The organism is Chitinivorax sp. B (assembly GCF_005503445.1).
Taxonomy (GTDB): Bacteria; Pseudomonadota; Gammaproteobacteria; order Burkholderiales; family SCOH01; genus Chitinivorax.
Map to the genome: position 1 here is coordinate 18,854 of NZ_SCOH01000009.1, position 18,793 is coordinate 37,646.

Here is an 18,793-nt window from a genome sequence, read left to right on the forward strand (position 1 = left end):
ACAGGGCGTAAAACGCCCTGTTTTATCCGGTTCAACTAGATCAGCTTCTAGCGCGAATCAAGCCCAACGCGGTCAACCCCAACCCCAGGATTGCCAGCGTACCAGGCAATGGGGTTGTACCACCAGGCTCTGGTGCTGTCGTCAAGAACATGACGTTATCCAATAGTGCGCCAATATTGTCACCGCCATCATTCTGGAAAAAAAGCTGACCAGTAAAGTTTGTCGTTGGCACGAACGAAAGCTCATAAGTGCTCCAATCGGCATTCCATGCCAGATCTGATACCACACGCGTGTAACTGGGCAAACCACCCTGCAAAATACCGAATGTCACGGTATCGTTGCCGCCATTGCTGCGTTGGCTGCCGCCAATATCCCCAAACAATGAATAGGTATAGCCTGCCTGGAACGTGTAGGACTTTCTGGAGGTCATGCGTCCGGCTTGACCAGTCGTCCCATCAAGATCAACACACCCACCTGCGGAACCGTATGCGCAAGTCAATGAGTCATTGAAATAATAATCCGTTGAACCGTTGGAAACGGTCCAGTTTGTATAACCATCGAAGTTGAGTATTGTCTGGGTTGAATCCACATCAAATCCATCCTGCAACAACAAACCGGCATTGGATGCAGACGACAACGCCATACCCACGATCAGCAAAATTTTGCGCAACATTGTGTTTAGCTCATTTCATTTGAAAGTCAACTGGACGTAGTTTCAAGCAAAAAATATACCAAAAAATCAATCTAGCTGATAATAAATAACTAATTCAAATATTAATATTATAGCAACAATTAAATGTAAAAAATCCCGACAACCTCAAAGTAATAGCTGGCCCATGCAAGGCCCAGCCTTGCATGCAACCTGTTCGAATAAGACAAGAAAAAAGCGGCATGTCAGGCCTTTCAACCCAGCACACCGCCAGTTATATGCCATTCAGTTAACCTACCCGATTTAACATGTATTTATTGGAAATAGGGTGGCTAATCTGAATATCGCATAACTCAATTCAGATATTTAGAGAAGAATTTCTCCATCTCTCCATATGCCTCAAAACGGTTCTCTTCATTTGCAAAGCCGTGTCCCTCATTGTCTTTGACCAAGTACTGCACATCAACGCCACGCTTTTTCAGTGCATCGACCACTTGATCGGATTCTGCGATATTGACGCGTGGATCTTTCGCCCCTTGCAACACCATCAATGGCGTCTTGATCTTGTCGGCATGGTAGACCGGGGAACGTTTTTCCAACAGCTCCTTATCTTTCTCCGGATGGCCGACCATGTCATACATCTGCTCAAGGAAAGGCTTCCAATAAGGCGGAATGGTCTTGAGGAAGGTAAACAGATTTGAAACACCAACATAATCCACGGCGCAGGCATACAGATCCGGCGTGAATGCAACACCAGCCAGCGTGGCATAGCCACCATAGCTACCGCCATAAATGCAGATCTTCTTTGGATCAGCAATCCCTTGTTGTACCAACCAGTTGACACCATCAGTGATGTCATCCTGCATGGTGCCGCCCCACTGCTTGAAACTGGATTGCCAGAACTGTTTGCCATAGCCGGTTGAACCACGGAAGTTCATTTGCAACACGGCATAGCCGCGATTGGCCATCCACTGCACTTCGGGATTGAAACGCCATTCGTCACGATGCCAAGGTCCGCCATGCGGATTGACGATCACAGGTAGGTTGCGCGGTTCCTTATCCAATGGCAATGTCAGGTAACCATGAATCACCAACCCATCACGCGATGTGTACTGAATTGGCTTCATCGGCGCCATCTTGTCCTCATCCAGCCAAGGTGTGACATCGCCCAGCTTGGTCAAGGTGTCGGTTTTTGCCTCGTACAGGTAGCGTGAACCACGTGTCCGGTCATTGTAAGTCGCTACCACAAACGTATCTTCGTTTTTGTTGGTAGCCGTAATAGTGATTTCATAACCTGGCAGTTTGGTTTGCAACCGCTTGTAAAGATTTTCGGCTTCAGCATCCAGAAAGGCACGCTGACCTTTCCAGTCGGTATATTCCACGGTGGTCAGTTTCTTGCGCTTGCGAGAATAATTCAACGCACTTACATCAACATCCGCACGTTTGTAAATTACTTGTTTTTCCTTACCGCTGGCGGGGTCGAATACCACAACTTCTACTTTGTCCCTCCCCAGATTCGAAGCAGCATAGAGGTATTTGTTGTCGAAAGTGAAGAAGTACGGCTGTAACGTTTCTTTATAACTAGTGGTCAGGACCGTCTTGAATGCGGATTTCTCGTCCTTACGGTACAGTAGGCTGGCGTTCACCCCATCTGAGCTGGTAGCCACCCGAATGCGCCCATTGTGATCGGTCACCCATCCAGTGATCTTGCCTGGATTTTCTGCCACCAGCGTCAACTTGCCGGTTTGAATATTCAACCGATAGGCATCAAAAATCTCGGGATTGCGCTTATTCAAGCCGATGATGACATCGGTTGGATGATCCACCAGATCATCAATCAATTCGACCCGTACCTTGTCAAATGGGGTCAGATCACGCGTGGCCTTACCTTCCTTGTCCACTGCGAACAGGTGAAAGTTTTCATCGCCGCCATTGTCTTTCAGGAACAATAGATAATCATTGCCCTTCCAGAAATACTGACGAATATCACGGTCCTCAACCGAGGTGATCCGCTTGGCATTACCGCCCCGCGCTTGCACATGAATGTTCATGCGACGTTCAAATGGCTGGGTGAAGGACACCATCTTGCCATCCGGTGAAATCTGAAAATTGGTCTGTTGCGGATTTTTGAAAAATTCGCGAACTGGAATCTGCTCGACAGCATAACTTGGTGCTGCACCCAGCAGGCTCAGGATCAACAATGTGGCTTGCGTTGCTTTGTTCATCTTATTCCTCTCTCAAGTGGCAGCTTGTCATGACATTTAGCTATCTTTCATCGAAAGCTATCTTTCACGAACAGCTACCTTTTATAACAAGATACATCCGCAAAATAACGCGCACCGTGTAAGTGCGCGCCAAATGAGTTTATCCAAATCAATAGACAGCAGCAACCGGCTAATCACGCCCTGGTATAGCTGACAGCAGTTTCTTGGTGTATGCATGCTGTGGGTCATGATAGATGGCATCGGAATTGCCGTACTCCACCATTTCGCCCTGATTCATTACCAGTACTTCGTCGGAGATATATTTCACCACCGACAAATCATGCGAGATGAAGATATAACTCATGCCATACTCGTCTTGCAGCTCTTGCAACAGGTTCAATACCTGGGCTTGTACCGATACGTCCAGTGCTGATACCGACTCATCGCAGACAATGATTTCCGGCCGCATGGTCAGGCAACGAGCAATACCAATACGTTGCCGCTGGCCACCGGAGAATTCGTGCGGATATTTGCCAAAGGCACGCTCATCCAGACCAACCCGCTTGAGCAAGCCAAGAGCAGTCGCGCGACGTTCATCATCGTTGCTGCCAATGCCGTGAATCTGCATGGGTTCAGTCAAAATCTGCCCAACAGTGAAACGCGGATTCAACGATGCATAAGGGTTCTGGAAAATGATCTGCAGCTTTTTCTTGTAAGGCTGAAAATCCTTATCCGACAAGCCCAGCAAATCTTTACCGCCATACAGCACTTGGCCACCTTGAGCAGAATGCAAGCGCAGAACCGCTTTGCCCATGGTGGTCTTGCCAGATCCGGACTCTCCCACAACACCCAGCGTCTTACCCTTACGCAGCTTGAACGATACCCCCTTCACTGCCGGGATTTCATGCTTACCAAACAAGCCACGCTTTTGGGTATATACCTTCTGCAGATTGCGGACTTCCAGCACGATCGGGTCACTGTCTTGTACACCACGGCTACGTTCTTCCTGTGGCAGCTCTTTTTCACGCCCCTGCAGAAAGTCATCCACCACCGGCAGCCTGACCGGGCGGCGATCCAATGATGGCCGGCATGCCAATAGCGCACGGGTATAGGTATCCTTGGGTTCGGCAAAAATCTGCCTGGCTTCGCCCGACTCCTTGATCAAACCGTGATGCATCACCACGACATGATCCGCAATTTCCTTCACCAGGCCCAAATCATGGGTAATGAACAGAATCGACATGCCATGCCGTTCACGCAATTTCATCAACAGCTCGACAATCTGCTTCTGAATGGTCACATCCAATGCTGTTGTCGGTTCATCTGCAATCAGTAGCTTAGGCTCGCAGGCAATGGCCATCGCAATCATCACCCGCTGTTGCTGGCCACCGGACATTTCATGCGGATAGCTGTTGACGCGCTGCTCCGGCTCGGGAATACCGACCTCGCGCAATAGCTCGACAGCACGTGCCAGTGCCTGATTTTTACTAATGTTCTTATGCAGGCGCAGCACTTCGGCAATCTGGCTACCGACGGTGTAGACCGGATTCAACGAGCTCATTGGTTCCTGGAAGATCATCGACATCTGACTGCCACAACGGTCACGACGTTGCTGTCGACTTTCCCCCAACAGATTCTTACCCTCAAAAATCAGCCGGCTTTCGGGTGCAATCAGCGTGTTGTCATGGGGTAGCAAATCCATCACTGCCATGGCTGACACTGACTTACCAGAGCCTGATTCGCCCACCAATGCGACGACGCTGTTTTTCGGGACACTAAAACTGATGCCTTTCAGGGCGGTGAAAATCTGCCCCTGACCCAGCTTGAACTCCACCTTGAGGTCACGTACCTCAAGCAATGTTTCGTTGGACATGGTTGTTTCCTTCAGGGGCTTATTTACGACGCGCTTTCGGATCAAGCGCATCACGCAACAGATCGGTGAACAGGCCAAATGTCACCACAAACAATGACATCACACCTGCAGCGGCGGCCAACTGCCACCATTTGCCCAAGACCAGTTCAGCACGAACCTCACTGATCATCACCCCCCAGGAAACCGAACTGCTTGGCACACCAAAACCTAGGAACGACAACACCACTTCCGACTTGATGAAATCCACCACCAGCTGCGATAGCTGTACCAGCATCAGATGGCTGACGTTCGGCAGAATATGAATGAACATACGACGCGAGTTAGATGCACCGATCGCATTGGCCGCTTGAACATACTCACGGCCTCGTTGCTTCACATATTCGGAACGAATCAATCGATAGGTTCCGGTCCAGCCGGTTATGGCCAGTATAAAAACCACGGTCGAAATACCTGGCGTACGGACAATCGACGCAATCGCCATCACCAGCAGAATGTAAGGCATCGCTGTAAATACGCTGTAGACCCATTCCAGTGCCGCATCGATAATACCGCCGAAATAGCCCCCCAGCGCACCGAGCACAGTACCAATCAATACCGCGAACACTGCAGCCATCACCCCAACGGTGATTGACACTTGTGAAGCTTTGATCACCTTGTCGACGATATCCCGCCCTTGCTTGTCAGCCCCCATCGGACGCGACCAGTCAAGGGGGGTTTCATCCTGATGATACTGTTTTTCCAGTTCGTCGAATTTGGCATAGTTTGGCGCCAGCGGATCAACAGCACGAGAGGCTTCATCAACCTCGATCTTGGCATAGGTCAGGCGACTGGCTTCACCTTGTGGATTAGGTGCGTCTTTCATGAAGTTGGGATTGGCATAAGACACCGCCACCTGCTCATCCCAATTCTTGGCGACAAGCCCGGCCCACCCAGCCAGCGTCATTGACAAAAATACCAACAACACCAAAACGCATCCTCTGGCAAGCCAACCTGAGAACAAGCGACGCATGGCTTGCGCCCAGAATCCCTGACTTTTGGACATGTTCAAGTCCCTGCTCGAATTCGTCATGTTAGGAACGAACCTTGTGGTGATGCTCGATCGCAGAGCACGCATCCAGAATTCCTGACTTTTGGACATGTTCTGCTCCTACTTGAGTTCAACACGCGGATCAAGCACTTTATAAAGCACATCCACAATGAGGTTGGCAAACATGGTGACAAACGCCACCATGATGGTGATGGCCTTGATGACCGGGAAGTCACTCTTTTCCACTGCGACAATCACTTCGCGGCCAATGCCGGGAATCGAAAAAATCTGTTCAATGATGAACGATCCAACCACCAACCCAGGTAGTGACAGCGCCATATTGGTCACAATCGGAATGGATGCATTTCGCAGCACATGTACGAACATGATGCGATTGTCGCTCACACCTTTGGCGCGCGCAGTACGTACATAATCCTGATTGATCTCCTCCACCACAAATGAGCGATACAACCGCAAACTGGGGGTAATGGCTACAAACAGAATCAACAAGATCGGCAGCCATGCATAAGTCGACAGATTGGTGGCCAAATCATCACCCCACCCCTGCACTGGCGCCCACCCTAGCACCGAACCAAATACCCACTGCCCAACTACCGCATAAAGCAACAAGCTGATCGACATGGATGCCGTACAAATGGCCATAACAACACGGTCAGTCAGCGTGCCGCGCACATAGGCAACACCCAGTGCCAATACAACAGCAATGGCCGCTTCCAGCACCCACACTGGTAGCATGATGGTCAGCGTAACGGGCAGTCGTGCTGCCAGCAGTTGACTCACCTGTTCGTTGGTGGTCCAGCTTCGACCAAAATCGAATGTCACCACCTGTTTGAAAAATACCCACAGCTGGACAAACCACGGTTCATCCAGCCCCAGCTCCTTCCGGATGGCAGCGATTCGTTCGGGATTGGGCATCTTCCCGGCCAGAATCTGAGCCGGGTCACCCGCGAAAAAATTGAACAGCAAGAACAGCATCAAAATGACCCCGAGAATGGTCGGGATCATTTGCAGGATGCGTCGTACAAAGTACGCGAACATGTCGATTACCCCTTGTTGCCGGCTTTGGCACTTGCTTGTGCTGTACCACGCTGGCCGGTGATTTCGCGGAAGAAGGCATTCGGGCTGGTCTTGCGGCCCAAGAATTGTTCAACCAGCTTCATCGGGGGAATTTGCCCGCCGTTTTCAAGAATGATAGAACGGTAACGCGCACCGGTTTTGGTATCCATCACGTTGTCGGCATAGCCGGAGAGCATGTCCAACGCCAAAACTTCGGACCACATGTAACCATAGTAGCCAGCTTGATAACCGCCAACCACGTGGCCGAAAGCAGCCGGTGCCATAGTGCCATCCACATGGCCCAGCGGGGTCTGACGCTCACCCTCCACCCACAATTGCATCGGGTCACCGGGGTTGGCTGTGTGCAACGCCATGTCCCACGCGGCATAGAACCGTTGGCGAGCATATTTGACGCCCTGGCCAAAGGTACGAGCGGCATTCATCTTGGCAATCAATGTCTGATCAATCGGCTTGCAAGTTGGGCAGACTTCATTGAACAGTTTGTGGGCTTCCGGACGACGGGCCCATTCTTCATACATCTGGGAGGGTGCTTCGACAAAGTCGCGTTTGACCGATGTGCCGGCATGCATGGCGTAACGCGCCTTAGAGAGGACGCCGTGCATGACATGGCCGAATTCGTGGAACAACGTTTCCAGTTCGTCCTGATCAAAGCCATTACGGTTAAAGTTGGTCACCAGCACCGATACAGGGGTTCGCTTGGCGACGGTGCTGACGCCAAAGGTCGGGAATGCGGCTGCGTGCTTGTACTTGCCGTCACGCGGGAACAGATCCAGATAGAAGCTGGACAGGTATTGTTTGCTCTTAATGTCAAACACGTCATAAGCGCGAACATCCGGGTGCCAGACCTGTTGTTGCTTGTTGGGACGAAATTCCACGCCATACAGCGTACTGGTGACTTTCATCGTCCAGTCGAGGGTTGGCTCGGTCGGGAACTGTGCGCGAACCTCCTGCTGATCCAGGCTGAAACGTGCTTTCTTCAACCGGGTCTCGTAGAAAAGCACGTCCCAGCGGTTCATTTTGGCATTCGGGTCGCCAGTAAATTTGGCCTTTTCCGCAGCCAACGCCGCCACTTCACTTTTTTCCAGCGCTTCCACCCGCGCTTTCACGTCATCCAAGAAACGATTCACCGCAGCCGCGTTGCCCGCCATTTTGCGTTTGAGCGACCAATCGGCGTAATTGTCGTATCCAAACAGGCCCGCCAGCTCTTTACGCAGTGCAATCACTTCCTTCAGCATCGCCAGATTGGCCTCGCCACCACGCTGATTGAAGGCCTCATACATGCGACGGCGAGATTGCTCGTTCTCGCCATAGCTCATGATTGCATCATATTCGGGGTAGTCCAGACCAAACAGGAACCGCCCTTCTGTATCTTTGGCACGTCCTTCCAGCGACTCCTTGGGAACGCCGGCAAGTTCGGCATCAGTGAATGCTAGTTTGGTCTTGTTATCCCGCACGTTTCGCTGAAAATCTTGCGCCAATTTGTCCATCTGGTTGTTGATGGCAGCAACACGTTCCCGTTTTTCTTTAGTCAGGCTGACCCCACGTGCTTCAAATTCGTCCAACATATCTTGACGAGCCAATTTATCGATCGGATCAGCTACTTTCAGCACCTTGATCCGTTCATACAAGGCCGTGCTTTGCATCATTTCGTTCAGGTAGCCGGATATCTTCAGATCGCAGGCTTCCGCTTCCTTGCGGACAGCCTCGTCAGGGCTGGTTTCAGCCAACAGGCCAATCGGGCCGCCAGTATTCTGCAATACGATGTCGACCTGATTTGCAACGAGTAGCGTATTTGCCTTGCTTACCTTGGCAATTGGCAAGGATTCGATTTTTCCAACCAGAGATTTGGTCTCTGCCAGTGCTTTATCGCACAACTTTCCGATTTCGTCCGCCTTTGGCTGTGGAATCGCGCCAGGTAAACCTGCATTGGCGCTGCCCAAAGCAAACAAAGTGGCTAATGCAATCGCAGTCTTTTTCATGTCCTCAATCCTTATTGCTGTTTCTTATACGCCTCGCGCTTGGCGGGGTCGATGTCGTAATACATGAATTTCACGTGATCCACCGGGTGCGTCAGAAAGCCAGTCGCCCAGCTATGTTCCATGTGCGTACGAACACGGTGAACATTGAAATTCCAAGGCGCGTAGGCGGACACAAGTCTAACCATGCGCATCACTTTTTCCTGACGCTCGGGCGAATCTGGCATCTGACTGATTTCACGGTACAAGTCGTCGTATTCTTTCAGCTTGAAGCAGGCGTCGTTACCCTCCCGGCAATTAGGACCGTAGAGCAATTGCAGAAAGTTTTCGACATCCGGGAAATCGGCGCCCCAGGCCGCGCCAGTCAGCTGATACTTGCCATTCTGCTTACGTTGAATTTGATCGGGAAAGGATGTTTTCTCGGTACGCAAGCGTATCTTGATTGCCTTGAACGCCTGTTCCATCAGCTCTTCAAGGTCACGTTTGCCTCCCGCCGTGGTGCCCAGATAAGTGATTTCAAGCGGTTTGCCATCTGGCCGCTCACGATACCCATCGCCATCGACATCTTTGTACCCATAGGTGTCCAAAATGGCATTGGCGCGGGCCGGGTTATAAGCATGAAGTGGGTTCCTGAAATTGGGGTCGTAACCAACAATACCCGGCCCCCACGGGCCACTTGCTTCCATAGCCTGCCCGGACCGAGCCACCATTGCTTCTTTTAGCGTGTTGTAGGTCATGGCAAACGCACGGCGCAATGCGACTTTATCTGGCGTGTAACCCCCAACAACCTCATCTTCCATATTGAACATGTTGTAGGTCAGCTCGGGTTCCAGTACACGGAATGCCTTGATGCCCCTTTTGAGATATTGAGGCTTCAGCTTTCCACCCGGTGCGGATTGCAATGCATATTCAGGACCAACACGGTAGTGAATGTCAGTATCCCCTCTTAGAAACCCTAACCATTGGGCCTGTCCATTCTCCATCACACGTAAGTCAATTCGACCGATCTGCGGCAGTTTCCTGCCCCGCAATTCAGCCATTACCGTTTGATCGACACCCGTTGCATCTACCGGTGGCTCGTAAACCATGCCACGATAGTTAGGGTTGGCGACCAAAACCGTGCGGTGTCCACGTTCCCATTTCTCCAATTGATAAGGGCCGGTGCCAACTGGATGTGCACCGATATCCACTTTTCCATACTTGTCGACCACCTCCTGGGCCAAAGCCGCAGTTGTCGTCATGGCAAGAATGTAGTTGAGGTTGTAATCAGGTTTGATCAGCTTGATTTGCAGCGTATAACGATCCAGCGTCTTCAACCCTTCAACAGGCGTGGACGGGTCAAACCGGCCAGACTTCTTGGATGCTGCCAGCTTTTCATCCAACCCAACAATCTTGCCACGCAACAGCCAGGCATTGGGGCGCTTGGTAGTTGGATCTGTCAAGCGCTGCAAGCTATACAGATAATCCTGTGCGGTCAGCTCACGCTTCTTACCGCCAAAGGCCGGATCATCTGCAAAGTAGATGCCTTTCCTGATGCGGATGGTATATGTCTTTCCGCCATCCGTTACAACAGGCATAGCCTCCGCCGTTTGGGGAACAACACGCGCCGGACGCGACAGATAGTCAAATGTCAGCATCGGTTCCATCATCTGAGCGATGATGATATTGGAGTATTGATCTGAATATTCGGCTGGATCAAATCCGGTTTCAGGTACTTCCAGGCCGAAATAGAGGGTTTTATTCATATCGGCAGACACTGCAGTATTGCAGGTTGCCACGCTTAGAGCAGCTACGGTAAACGAGTTGAACAGCGCACGAGAAAAACGCTGCCAAGTTGTCCGATTGCCACTCCCATGGATTCGTGCGGAACGTGTGGAAGTGTTCATGGCCAAAATGTAGGTTACAGGCAATGAAAAAGGCGGTGGAACCACCGCCCATAGGTGGTGTAGCCAGCTTAAACCGTTGGGCACACCCTTTTTTGGAATTGCCGATCTGGCCGGTAATGAAACGTTCACCGACAACTTGGCAAATTGCCAACTCATCGGCAACCAGCCAGTTGACAGATCGGAAAAGCCAATCGGTCAAACTGGCAGGTATCACCAGACCATAATATTCAGCAACTCTGCCTAGTTAATTGACATCGACGATTTCTTCTTCTTCACCACTTAAAGTGAAGTTCACTTCGTAGACACCAGTATGCTTCTGACCGTCTGCATGGAATTTCCATTGAGCAAGCTTACGCTTCACTTCGTTGGCCAGTACAGAACCGCCAGGGGGCGATTTCTTGATTTCTACTTCAGTGACGTCGCCGTTTTCGTCAATGTGAGCCCAGGCAACCACCAAACCTTGGACATCGTTTTCACGTGCCTTACGTGGGTAATCAATCCCCACTTTCGATTTGGGTGCCAGACCCTTTACCGGCCCCGTATTGACAGGGGTAGGCTTCGCATCAGGCGTCGGGTTACCCACTGCCGGCTTGGATTCGCCCACTGCTGTTGGAACACTCATACCACCAGGGGCAGCGGCGGCATTTTCAACAGGCTTGGGTGCTTCCATCGGAATAGGCGCTTGCTCAGGCTGTGATTGTGGCTTGGGGGCCTCCTGAACCTTTTCGAGAATCTTTTCGACCTCTTTAGGCTTTTCCTCAACGATCTTCTCTGGCTCAGGCGGTGGCGGCGGCTCTTCCTCCACCACATCGACCACTTCCATGATCTGCTCTTTTTCAGCAATATGCTTGCCGGTAGGAGGGAACATGAACACCGCAGAGATGAACGCAATTTCAATCACGGCAGCAATCGCTACGGCTTTGCCAAAGGTCATGCCTTTACCGCTTGAAATATCAGGATCGGCCCAAAGAGGCATGCCAGGTTTTCCCGCAACAGTCATGGCGGTCATCAGGCTCCTCCTGCTTCCTTCTTGGTCGCGATACCGACTGCGGTGATGCCAGCGGCCCGTACATCATCCATCACCGACATCAAAGTCTGCAGAGAAGTCGTCTTGTCTCCCGCAATAATCACTTCCACTTTAGGGGCAGAAGCTTTTTTCTGTTTCAACAATGCGGTGAGCGATTCATGTGTGTGAGCCTGATTGTCCACAAGAATGGAACCATCCTCCTTCACACCGACTGCCACTTTGACCGGCGGCTGCATGGTGGTTGCCGTCTTGGACGAAGGCAACTGAAGTGTAATGCCCGCGCCTTCCATCATCTTCAAGGTTACCACCATGAAGAAGATGAGCAGGAACATCATGATATCGATCAGCGGGATCACTTCGATCCGCGCCTCCTTATGCTCCAGGTAACGTCCCGCACGCATGATCAGGCACCTTGTGCTGCAACGTTAGTACCGCTGGCAACATTCGATGCAGCCGCTTTTTTACCTTGCAGAACCGCGTGATCGACACCACCGCCGTGCAAACGGTTGATCAACATGGTCTTGACCAGTTCAAGCTGGTTAACGGTCAAGCGGATGCGTTTATTGAAGTAGTTGAGGAAGCCGACTGCAAAGATCGCGATCAGCAGACCGCCTGCAGTAGCAATCAGGGCGTGGCCAATACCACCCGTGATAGCGTTCGGGTTCGATACACCATGGTTACCGATCGCACCAAACGCTTGAATCATACCAATTACCGTACCAAACAAACCCAGCAACGGCCCGAGGGTCACGCCAGTGTCCAATACCCACAAATTCTTATCAAGTTTCGGCAATTCCCACAGCAACGCTTCTTCGATATGGCGTTCCATGTCTTCTGCACTTTCGCCACGGGAAGCAACAGCAGCCTTTACTACATTGGCTTGCGGGGAACCTTCATAGTGCTTTGCAACCTGCTGCAGTTGCTCAACACTTTGATACTTCACCAACAGGATGTCATGCTCAATTGCATCACCAATCTTGACGACTTTGGCGATATACCACCAACGTTCAATAATTACAGCCAAACTGATCAACAGTACCAATGCCAGAACCGGCACCAGACCACCAGAAAGTACACTTACCTCGATAATGAAATCCAGCATGTTATCTACTCCTAAGTTTATGGGTTGCTGCAAAAACTGCTGCCACCCGCTGGTGGGTGGCGAGCATGAATTTTTAGAATTTTAGAGTATCACAAACCCTCATGCATTAGAACTTATATGATGCCGAACCATAAAAAGTTCTACCTAACGGATCGGTATATCGATTGTCAAATCCCAACTGATGACCGCCCTGCGTCTTAATGGTAAACGGGGGGCGAGCATTGGACAGATTCTTTATACCAAGTGTCAACTCCAGCGACTTGATACCGGTATATCTGGTTTGCCAATCATAAGTACGATAACCACTGACATAGCGGGTCAACTTGTAAGTCTGCCCGGTTGCCAAATTATCAACGTCCTGTGGCTGATCCCAATACCCTGATTTGTAATTAATTGTCAGCGTATTGGCAAATTTACCAACATCCCAAGTATTAATCAATTTGCCTGAGAAATTGAAAGTGACCGCCGAATCGTTATACCGACCAAGGTTGGTGAAAAATCCATCTCCAGGCGTGCGTTCATACCTATTCTTGAGCATGTAGGTGGCAATCAGCTGACTACCAAAACGACCAATCCCCGTATTGAATGAGACTTTTGAGTCAAAATCGACACCACGTATCTTTTTATCACCTAAGTTATTGTTTTTTAGTAGTATTGCTAGATTTGTCGCTTTTGACAATGGATCAGTATATAGGACATACAGGTCACGATACTTATCCCCATTCCCCATTACAACATCTTCTTGAATTTGCCCAATTGTATCTTTTAATCTGACATTCCAAACATCCAAACCCAGAGAAACGTTTGAATTAGGTTCGAAGCGGAAGCCAATTGTCCATTGCTGTGTTTTCTCTGGCTTGAGGTCCGGATTACCAGCAACATAGACATTATATTGCGACCCAGGCGGTTGACAGTATTGCGCCAAAGGATCAGATGCAGTGAATGGGCAATTATATGTTCCACCAGTCACCCCAAATAGTTGCCTTACGTCCAACATTTGTGCAACCGATGGCGCCTTGAAACCACTTCCGACTGATCCACGGAAAAGGAGACTATTGACAGGTTGAAACCGAGCCGACACTTTGTAGTTTGTCGAGCCACCGATTTTCTGATATCGGTCATGCCTTACTGACCCCGTCAACTCCAAATTTTTGATCACTGGTGCCGCAATTTCCGCAAATGTTCCCCAGGCGTTTCGGTTTTTATCCCAACCAAGATCCTGAGAATCATCACCAGCAATACCATTTGTTACTCCTTGCGCCAGTTCACTAGGAGTATATTTTGTACCCTCACGCCACGCATTCACCCCAACACCAAGTTGAACAGGGCCACCTCGGGCCTCCACTATCTCTCTTGACCCATGTAGATCAAAGAAAGTCAAGGAGCTTTCCCTTTCCTTGAATACACCTTTGGATAGCGAATTTGCAATTGCCGCAGCGCCTGTAGGAGTCTGACTACCCGGCTCTACAAAAGGGTTGATGGCACCAGCGCTTAATGCTGCATCCAGTTCATTCCGTTTTAACCAACCGGAAAGATGGGTTTGAGTCCATTCATTGGTTGAATGCGTAAGAGAAGAAGTATAGTCCCAACCGACAATGGTACCTCTTAGCCCTAAATTCAGATGTTTAGCGATGTTCTCATCTTCAGTGGTTCGATGTCCGGCATCTGAAGCACGCCACCGAGCACTGACATCGCCCGTTGCGCCCAGTGATTGCGCAACACCATAAAATGGCGATGTAGTAGGAACAGGAATGTCAACTGGAGCAGGGGCAATTCGAGAGGTAATGACATATTTTGAATACATCGCATCAGCGAACAATGTATGTTTGTCACCCAATGCCTTGGTTAACGTGACCAGAAAATTGTCACGCTTTGCTTCTGGGAAAATTTCAATCGTACTGGTGTAGTCGAAGTAGCAGGCTGTACCCACCTGCTGATGAGCTGAAGGACATGTCCCGTTTGCAGCCAGATAAGGATTTTGAAGTACTCCATTGATCAAAACGTTAGCTGGAACACTACGTGTTGAGCCATTGAAAAACTCGTGAGGTTGACCTTCATGGTCAAACTTCAGGATACCGGTCTTAGCATAATCCCGATCGGTCGCTTTCAGTTGCCTTGTCTGGTCATGGCTAAATGCTGCCATGATATTGAAGCCCTGCGTTTCAAGGTCACCAAACCCCTTGGTCACGGAAAAACGTGTTTCACCACCGCCATCTCCTGATGGACGGGCAGCTGAAATGGAAATATCTCCCGATGTCTGATTGTTTCGTAATATGAAATTGATCACACCAGCCACGGCATCTGAGCCATAAAGCGCAGATGCACCATCTGTCAGCACCTCGACACGCTCAACGGCCGCCAGTGGGATTGTGTTCAAATCAATACCGGCCAATGCACCGGTCATTTCCTGGCCTGCGAACGTTGCGACACGCCGGCCATTCAACAATACCAATGTGCGGGTCTCACCAACATTATGAATTGAAGCGCCTGCAAAGCCGTTGCCACCGCCACCGGCCGACTCCGAAACCGCGGTAAATCCTTGAATAGCTGGTAACTTTTGAATGAGCTCAGTGACAGAGGTCGCCCCTGTCTTCTCAATCTCACTTCGCTTCATCACCTGAACAGGTATTGCCCCCTCTTTAGCAATACGCTTGATGCTAGATCCCGTAACTTCGATTCTCTCTGCTTTTTTTGGTGTTTCTGCTTCTTCAGCGAATACAACGGGGCTGACTATCCCCCCTACATATCCAATCGCTGCTATCGCACACGCCAAGCGCTTCTTCTTCATATCAAGCCGTCCCCTCTCTTTTGAGATCATTTTTGTAGTGATACTACGTACGGGTTTTCCTGTACGTCGCGCGTAAGGTAACAAAAAAAATGCATGCTGAAAAACGTAACTTATGTTGCATTGCACACAAAAATGCATGCAAATTTACTTAAGCAACACACATGCCAAGAGAGGAACAACCAAACATTATTTAATTCGAATTTAGAGAAAAATACAGAAAATCATTTTCTATCATTAACTTAAACAAGTACCAATTAACGGAGTCACCTTATGTCCGAACGCACCAAAATAATGCACAAATGTCATATCGCGAGTACCGACGGCCTTCATGGCATTTTTATAAGCAATTCCTATCAAAATTAGGCATAAAATTGCTTTCTTACGAGTTTTTCCGTGCTGCAATATCAGCATATTCTCCATATGACCGATCCGTTGCTGACCAAACATCGATCGAATTCAGCAGGGAGCAAATTAGAGCGGTGGCTGAGATACGCAAAAAAGCAGGTGGCATAACATGCCACCTGCTCCAACTTTACAGCCGGTAAAACGGCGCCAACATTCAGATCCAGTTATTTGAACTTGTAATTCACAGCACCATAGAAGAAACGACCTCTTGACGAGTACAATTCAGCAAAACCCATTTGGGTGTTTGCATTGCTGCTTGCGTTTGTGATAGAGAATGGCGGCATTCTGTCCGCAATATTCTTCACGCCCAAGTCGAGTTTCAGCCCTTTGATCCCTGTATAACTACCAACCAAGTCGATTTCAGTATGGCTTGCAATCTGACGGGTAGTTGGGCTTATGCCATTCGCAACAGTCGGTAGCTTACTTGTATCGTTTAACCCGCTAACGGTACGGAACGCCGTCGTAACCGACCAAGTACTGGCGTCAAATCCGACGGTAAAGGTATTTCTCCAGCGTGCGGTAGGTGTTGTGCCATATACACCTGTTAAGTACTCAAAATCACCATTGCCTCGACGTTGCTTGATATAGCGGTAATAGGTGACGGCATCTCTAAAGGAAACGGTACCCAAGGCCGTTTTGAACCGCAGCGACAAGTCAGCATCCAGTCCACGGCTCTCCATTTGCCCGATGTTCCGCAATGGTGTAAATACAACCGGCCGTCCCGTTTGTGCATCCGTGCCAATTTGCCCTTCAAGCATTGCTTCGGTCTCAGATGGCGAAGTGATGGCATCACGTTGCTGAATTGCCCACCAATCCACAGACCCGGAGAACGGCCCCGCATCCAACACCACACCAATATTGAAGGTCTTACCCTTCTCTGGTTTCAGATTCGGGTTTGCGCCACCAACATTGAACCCTTGGACTTCGCAAGTAGCTGGTAAACCCAGTGCTCCACATTGCTCAGGACCATAGAAATCCGTAGCACCTTGCTCAGGGGCACCATATAGCTGCTTCAAACCAGGCATCTTGAAACTGGATGTGTAAGAAGAGCGGAACAATAGATCCTTGGTAGGACGGATACTGACAGCCACTTTAGGTGATGTTTTGGAGGCTGTCGGATAATGGTCGTAGCGCAAGGCGGTCTGCAATTCAACCATTTTGCTGATAGGCAATGCCAATTCACCAAACACGGCATAGGCTGAACGTTTCGCATCAGCAGACGCCTGTTGAATACCCCCCAGTACACTACCACTGGTTGTTAATTCATCTGGCCGATCGCTCAGCTTTTCAGTCCAACGGGAGACCCCTGCTGCATAACCAAGTGCTCCACCTGGCAACTGAAATGCCTCCCCAGAGAACTTCGCATCCAGCGTTGTCAAATCAAATGTACCTTCTCGTCTCGGCGAAACTTTGAGGCTCTCAACGAGTGCAGGGTCATTGGTTTGTGATGTACCATCGATTCTCCCTGCCGCTGTTTCAGCTTTGAAACGCTTGCGATCAAGATAATTGCTATCCTGGTTTACAACCTTGTTCCGCCCTTTTGACGCAGAGACTGACCAGTCAATGCTACCTACAGCACCATCCAGCCCCAACACAAATTGCGAAGTTGTACTCTTTCGATCGCTGATGCGTGGCCCTCCTTGCAAGAAACGACCAGCATAAAGGGTACCATCCGGTAGAACAAACGTATCAGGCGCAGGGTGTGCCTCAAAGTGATCCTTATTTTGAGCCAAGACGATTTGCGCGCTACCTTTGATTGCCTCGGTAATCTTTAATGACCCAATGGACATAAAGGAGGTACGATCCGCACCGTTATATGCTGTCAGCAATTCAGCATTGAAGTCATACTTACATGCATCATTGTACATTTCCGGAGGGCATGGTTTGATGGTTTCCCCCGTTGGCTGAAAATCAGGACCCAGTTTATTGCCATAAGGAGAAGAGACACTTCTGCGGTCCGGTCCACCAAAACGGCGGAAATCTACCGATTTTGAAATTTCACGATCTTTCCGCAGAATCGGATCACGCTTAAACACATCCAATGCGGCAAATACATTGAAACGCTGTTCGTCAAAATCACCAAAACCGCCTGAAATTGTTGCACCCTTTTCGGTGCCATCGTGACGGCTTGATGTGCCAAAGCGAACACCAACATCCCCACCTTGATAGTTCTTTTTCGTGATGAAGTTCACGACGCCCGCTACCGCATCCGCACCATAGATGGCAGAACCGCCATCTTTGAGGATTTCTACACGTTCAATTGCAGATACCGGGATCATATTGATGTCAACCGCATCCCCAGCACCAGAACTATCCGCAATAGCACTTCTAGGCAATCGCTTGCCATTCAACAGTACCAGCACTTGATTCTCAGACATACCGCGCATACGGACACTTGCTTTACCTGAACCAGCTGGACTATTACTTGCCAATTCACCTTGATCAAAAATATCAATGGTCGACAACGACTTCAGCAATTCGTTGACCGTGGTAGCCCCTGTCTTTTCGATCTGTTTCTTGGTCACAGTTTCGACTGGTGCAGGCCCTTCCTTTGAAACCCGCTTGATACTTGACCCAGTCACTTCAATGCGTTCGGTTTTCTTTGGCTGCTCATCAGCAGCCCATACAGAAGTTGCAAGTCCAATACTCGCTACCGCATACGCTAGGCGTGTCATTTTCATGCTAGCTGTCTCCCTCTCACAAACTCATTAATTCGCGATTTTCTTAGAAGTCGGCCTTAGCCGACCCGGCATACGTT

Annotated in this window: 12 protein-coding genes; all 12 read right to left on the reverse strand. The window is 49.8% G+C overall.

The window, feature by feature from the left end; translation table 11 throughout:
* Positions 1-40: 40 nt before the first annotated feature.
* Entirely contained in the window at positions 41-673 is a 633-nt protein-coding gene (locus FFS57_RS07530; protein WP_137937165.1) for a PEP-CTERM sorting domain-containing protein, read from the reverse strand.
* Between the two features lie 329 nt (positions 674-1,002).
* Positions 1,003-2,874, reverse strand: a complete 1,872-nt coding sequence (locus tag FFS57_RS07535; protein WP_137937166.1) for a S9 family peptidase — start codon at positions 2,872-2,874, stop codon at positions 1,003-1,005.
* A gap of 169 nt (positions 2,875-3,043) precedes the next feature.
* The gene (locus tag FFS57_RS07540; protein ID WP_137937167.1) at positions 3,044-4,726 is read right to left on the reverse strand and encodes an ABC transporter ATP-binding protein; all 1,683 of its coding nucleotides are present in this window, start codon (positions 4,724-4,726) and stop codon (positions 3,044-3,046) included.
* 19 nt (positions 4,727-4,745) lie between these two features.
* Positions 4,746-5,768 carry an ABC transporter permease gene (locus FFS57_RS07545; RefSeq protein WP_249383934.1) on the reverse strand — a complete coding sequence of 341 codons (1,023 nt, stop codon included), beginning with the start codon at positions 5,766-5,768 and terminating at the stop codon, positions 4,746-4,748.
* 105 nt (positions 5,769-5,873) lie between these two features.
* Complete coding sequence (locus FFS57_RS07550; RefSeq protein ID WP_137937169.1) at positions 5,874-6,812, reverse strand: ABC transporter permease; 939 nt, start codon at positions 6,810-6,812, stop codon at positions 5,874-5,876.
* A gap of 5 nt (positions 6,813-6,817) precedes the next feature.
* Positions 6,818-8,830, reverse strand: coding sequence for a M3 family metallopeptidase (locus FFS57_RS07555; protein WP_137937170.1), 2,013 nt, complete (start codon positions 8,828-8,830; stop codon positions 6,818-6,820).
* 11 nt (positions 8,831-8,841) lie between these two features.
* The gene (locus tag FFS57_RS07560) at positions 8,842-10,713 is read right to left on the reverse strand and encodes an ABC transporter substrate-binding protein (protein WP_171013718.1); all 1,872 of its coding nucleotides are present in this window, start codon (positions 10,711-10,713) and stop codon (positions 8,842-8,844) included.
* A gap of 244 nt (positions 10,714-10,957) precedes the next feature.
* On the reverse strand, positions 10,958-11,722 hold the full coding sequence (locus FFS57_RS07565) for a TonB family protein (protein ID WP_137937172.1): 765 nt from the start codon (positions 11,720-11,722) through the stop codon (positions 10,958-10,960).
* A complete protein-coding gene (locus FFS57_RS07570) occupies positions 11,722-12,141 on the reverse strand; it encodes an ExbD/TolR family protein (protein ID WP_137937173.1) in 420 nt (139 codons plus the stop codon). The genes FFS57_RS07565 and FFS57_RS07570 overlap by 1 nt, the downstream gene beginning before the upstream one ends.
* A gap of 2 nt (positions 12,142-12,143) precedes the next feature.
* Complete coding sequence (locus FFS57_RS07575; protein WP_137937174.1) at positions 12,144-12,842, reverse strand: MotA/TolQ/ExbB proton channel family protein; 699 nt, start codon at positions 12,840-12,842, stop codon at positions 12,144-12,146.
* Between the two features lie 106 nt (positions 12,843-12,948).
* A complete protein-coding gene (locus FFS57_RS07580) occupies positions 12,949-15,630 on the reverse strand; it encodes a TonB-dependent receptor domain-containing protein (RefSeq protein ID WP_171013720.1) in 2,682 nt (893 codons plus the stop codon).
* Between the two features lie 569 nt (positions 15,631-16,199).
* Entirely contained in the window at positions 16,200-18,716 is a 2,517-nt protein-coding gene (locus FFS57_RS07585) for a TonB-dependent receptor plug domain-containing protein (RefSeq protein ID WP_137937176.1), read from the reverse strand.
* Positions 18,717-18,793 lie beyond the last annotated feature (77 nt).

Excerpts from the sequence above, each read along its gene's own strand:
- FFS57_RS07565 (WP_137937172.1), bottom strand. The coding sequence starts at position 11,722 with ATGACCGCCATGACTGTTGCGGGAAAACCTGGCATGCCTCTTTGGGCC.
- FFS57_RS07560 (WP_171013718.1), bottom strand. The coding sequence starts at position 10,713 with ATGAACACTTCCACACGTTCCGCACGAATCCATGGGAGTGGCAATCGG.
- FFS57_RS07575 (WP_137937174.1), bottom strand. The coding sequence starts at position 12,842 with ATGCTGGATTTCATTATCGAGGTAAGTGTACTTTCTGGTGGTCTGGTG.
- FFS57_RS07530 (WP_137937165.1), bottom strand. The coding sequence starts at position 673 with ATGTTGCGCAAAATTTTGCTGATCGTGGGTATGGCGTTGTCGTCTGCA.
- FFS57_RS07545 (WP_249383934.1), bottom strand. The coding sequence starts at position 5,768 with ATGTCCAAAAGTCAGGGATTCTGGGCGCAAGCCATGCGTCGCTTGTTC.
- FFS57_RS07540 (WP_137937167.1), bottom strand. The coding sequence starts at position 4,726 with ATGTCCAACGAAACATTGCTTGAGGTACGTGACCTCAAGGTGGAGTTC.
- FFS57_RS07570 (WP_137937173.1), bottom strand. The coding sequence starts at position 12,141 with ATGCGTGCGGGACGTTACCTGGAGCATAAGGAGGCGCGGATCGAAGTG.
- FFS57_RS07550 (WP_137937169.1), bottom strand. The coding sequence starts at position 6,812 with ATGTTCGCGTACTTTGTACGACGCATCCTGCAAATGATCCCGACCATT.
- FFS57_RS07580 (WP_171013720.1), bottom strand. The coding sequence starts at position 15,630 with ATGAAGAAGAAGCGCTTGGCGTGTGCGATAGCAGCGATTGGATATGTA.
- FFS57_RS07535 (WP_137937166.1), bottom strand. The coding sequence starts at position 2,874 with ATGAACAAAGCAACGCAAGCCACATTGTTGATCCTGAGCCTGCTGGGT.
- FFS57_RS07585 (WP_137937176.1), bottom strand. The coding sequence starts at position 18,716 with ATGAAAATGACACGCCTAGCGTATGCGGTAGCGAGTATTGGACTTGCA.
- FFS57_RS07555 (WP_137937170.1), bottom strand. The coding sequence starts at position 8,830 with ATGAAAAAGACTGCGATTGCATTAGCCACTTTGTTTGCTTTGGGCAGC.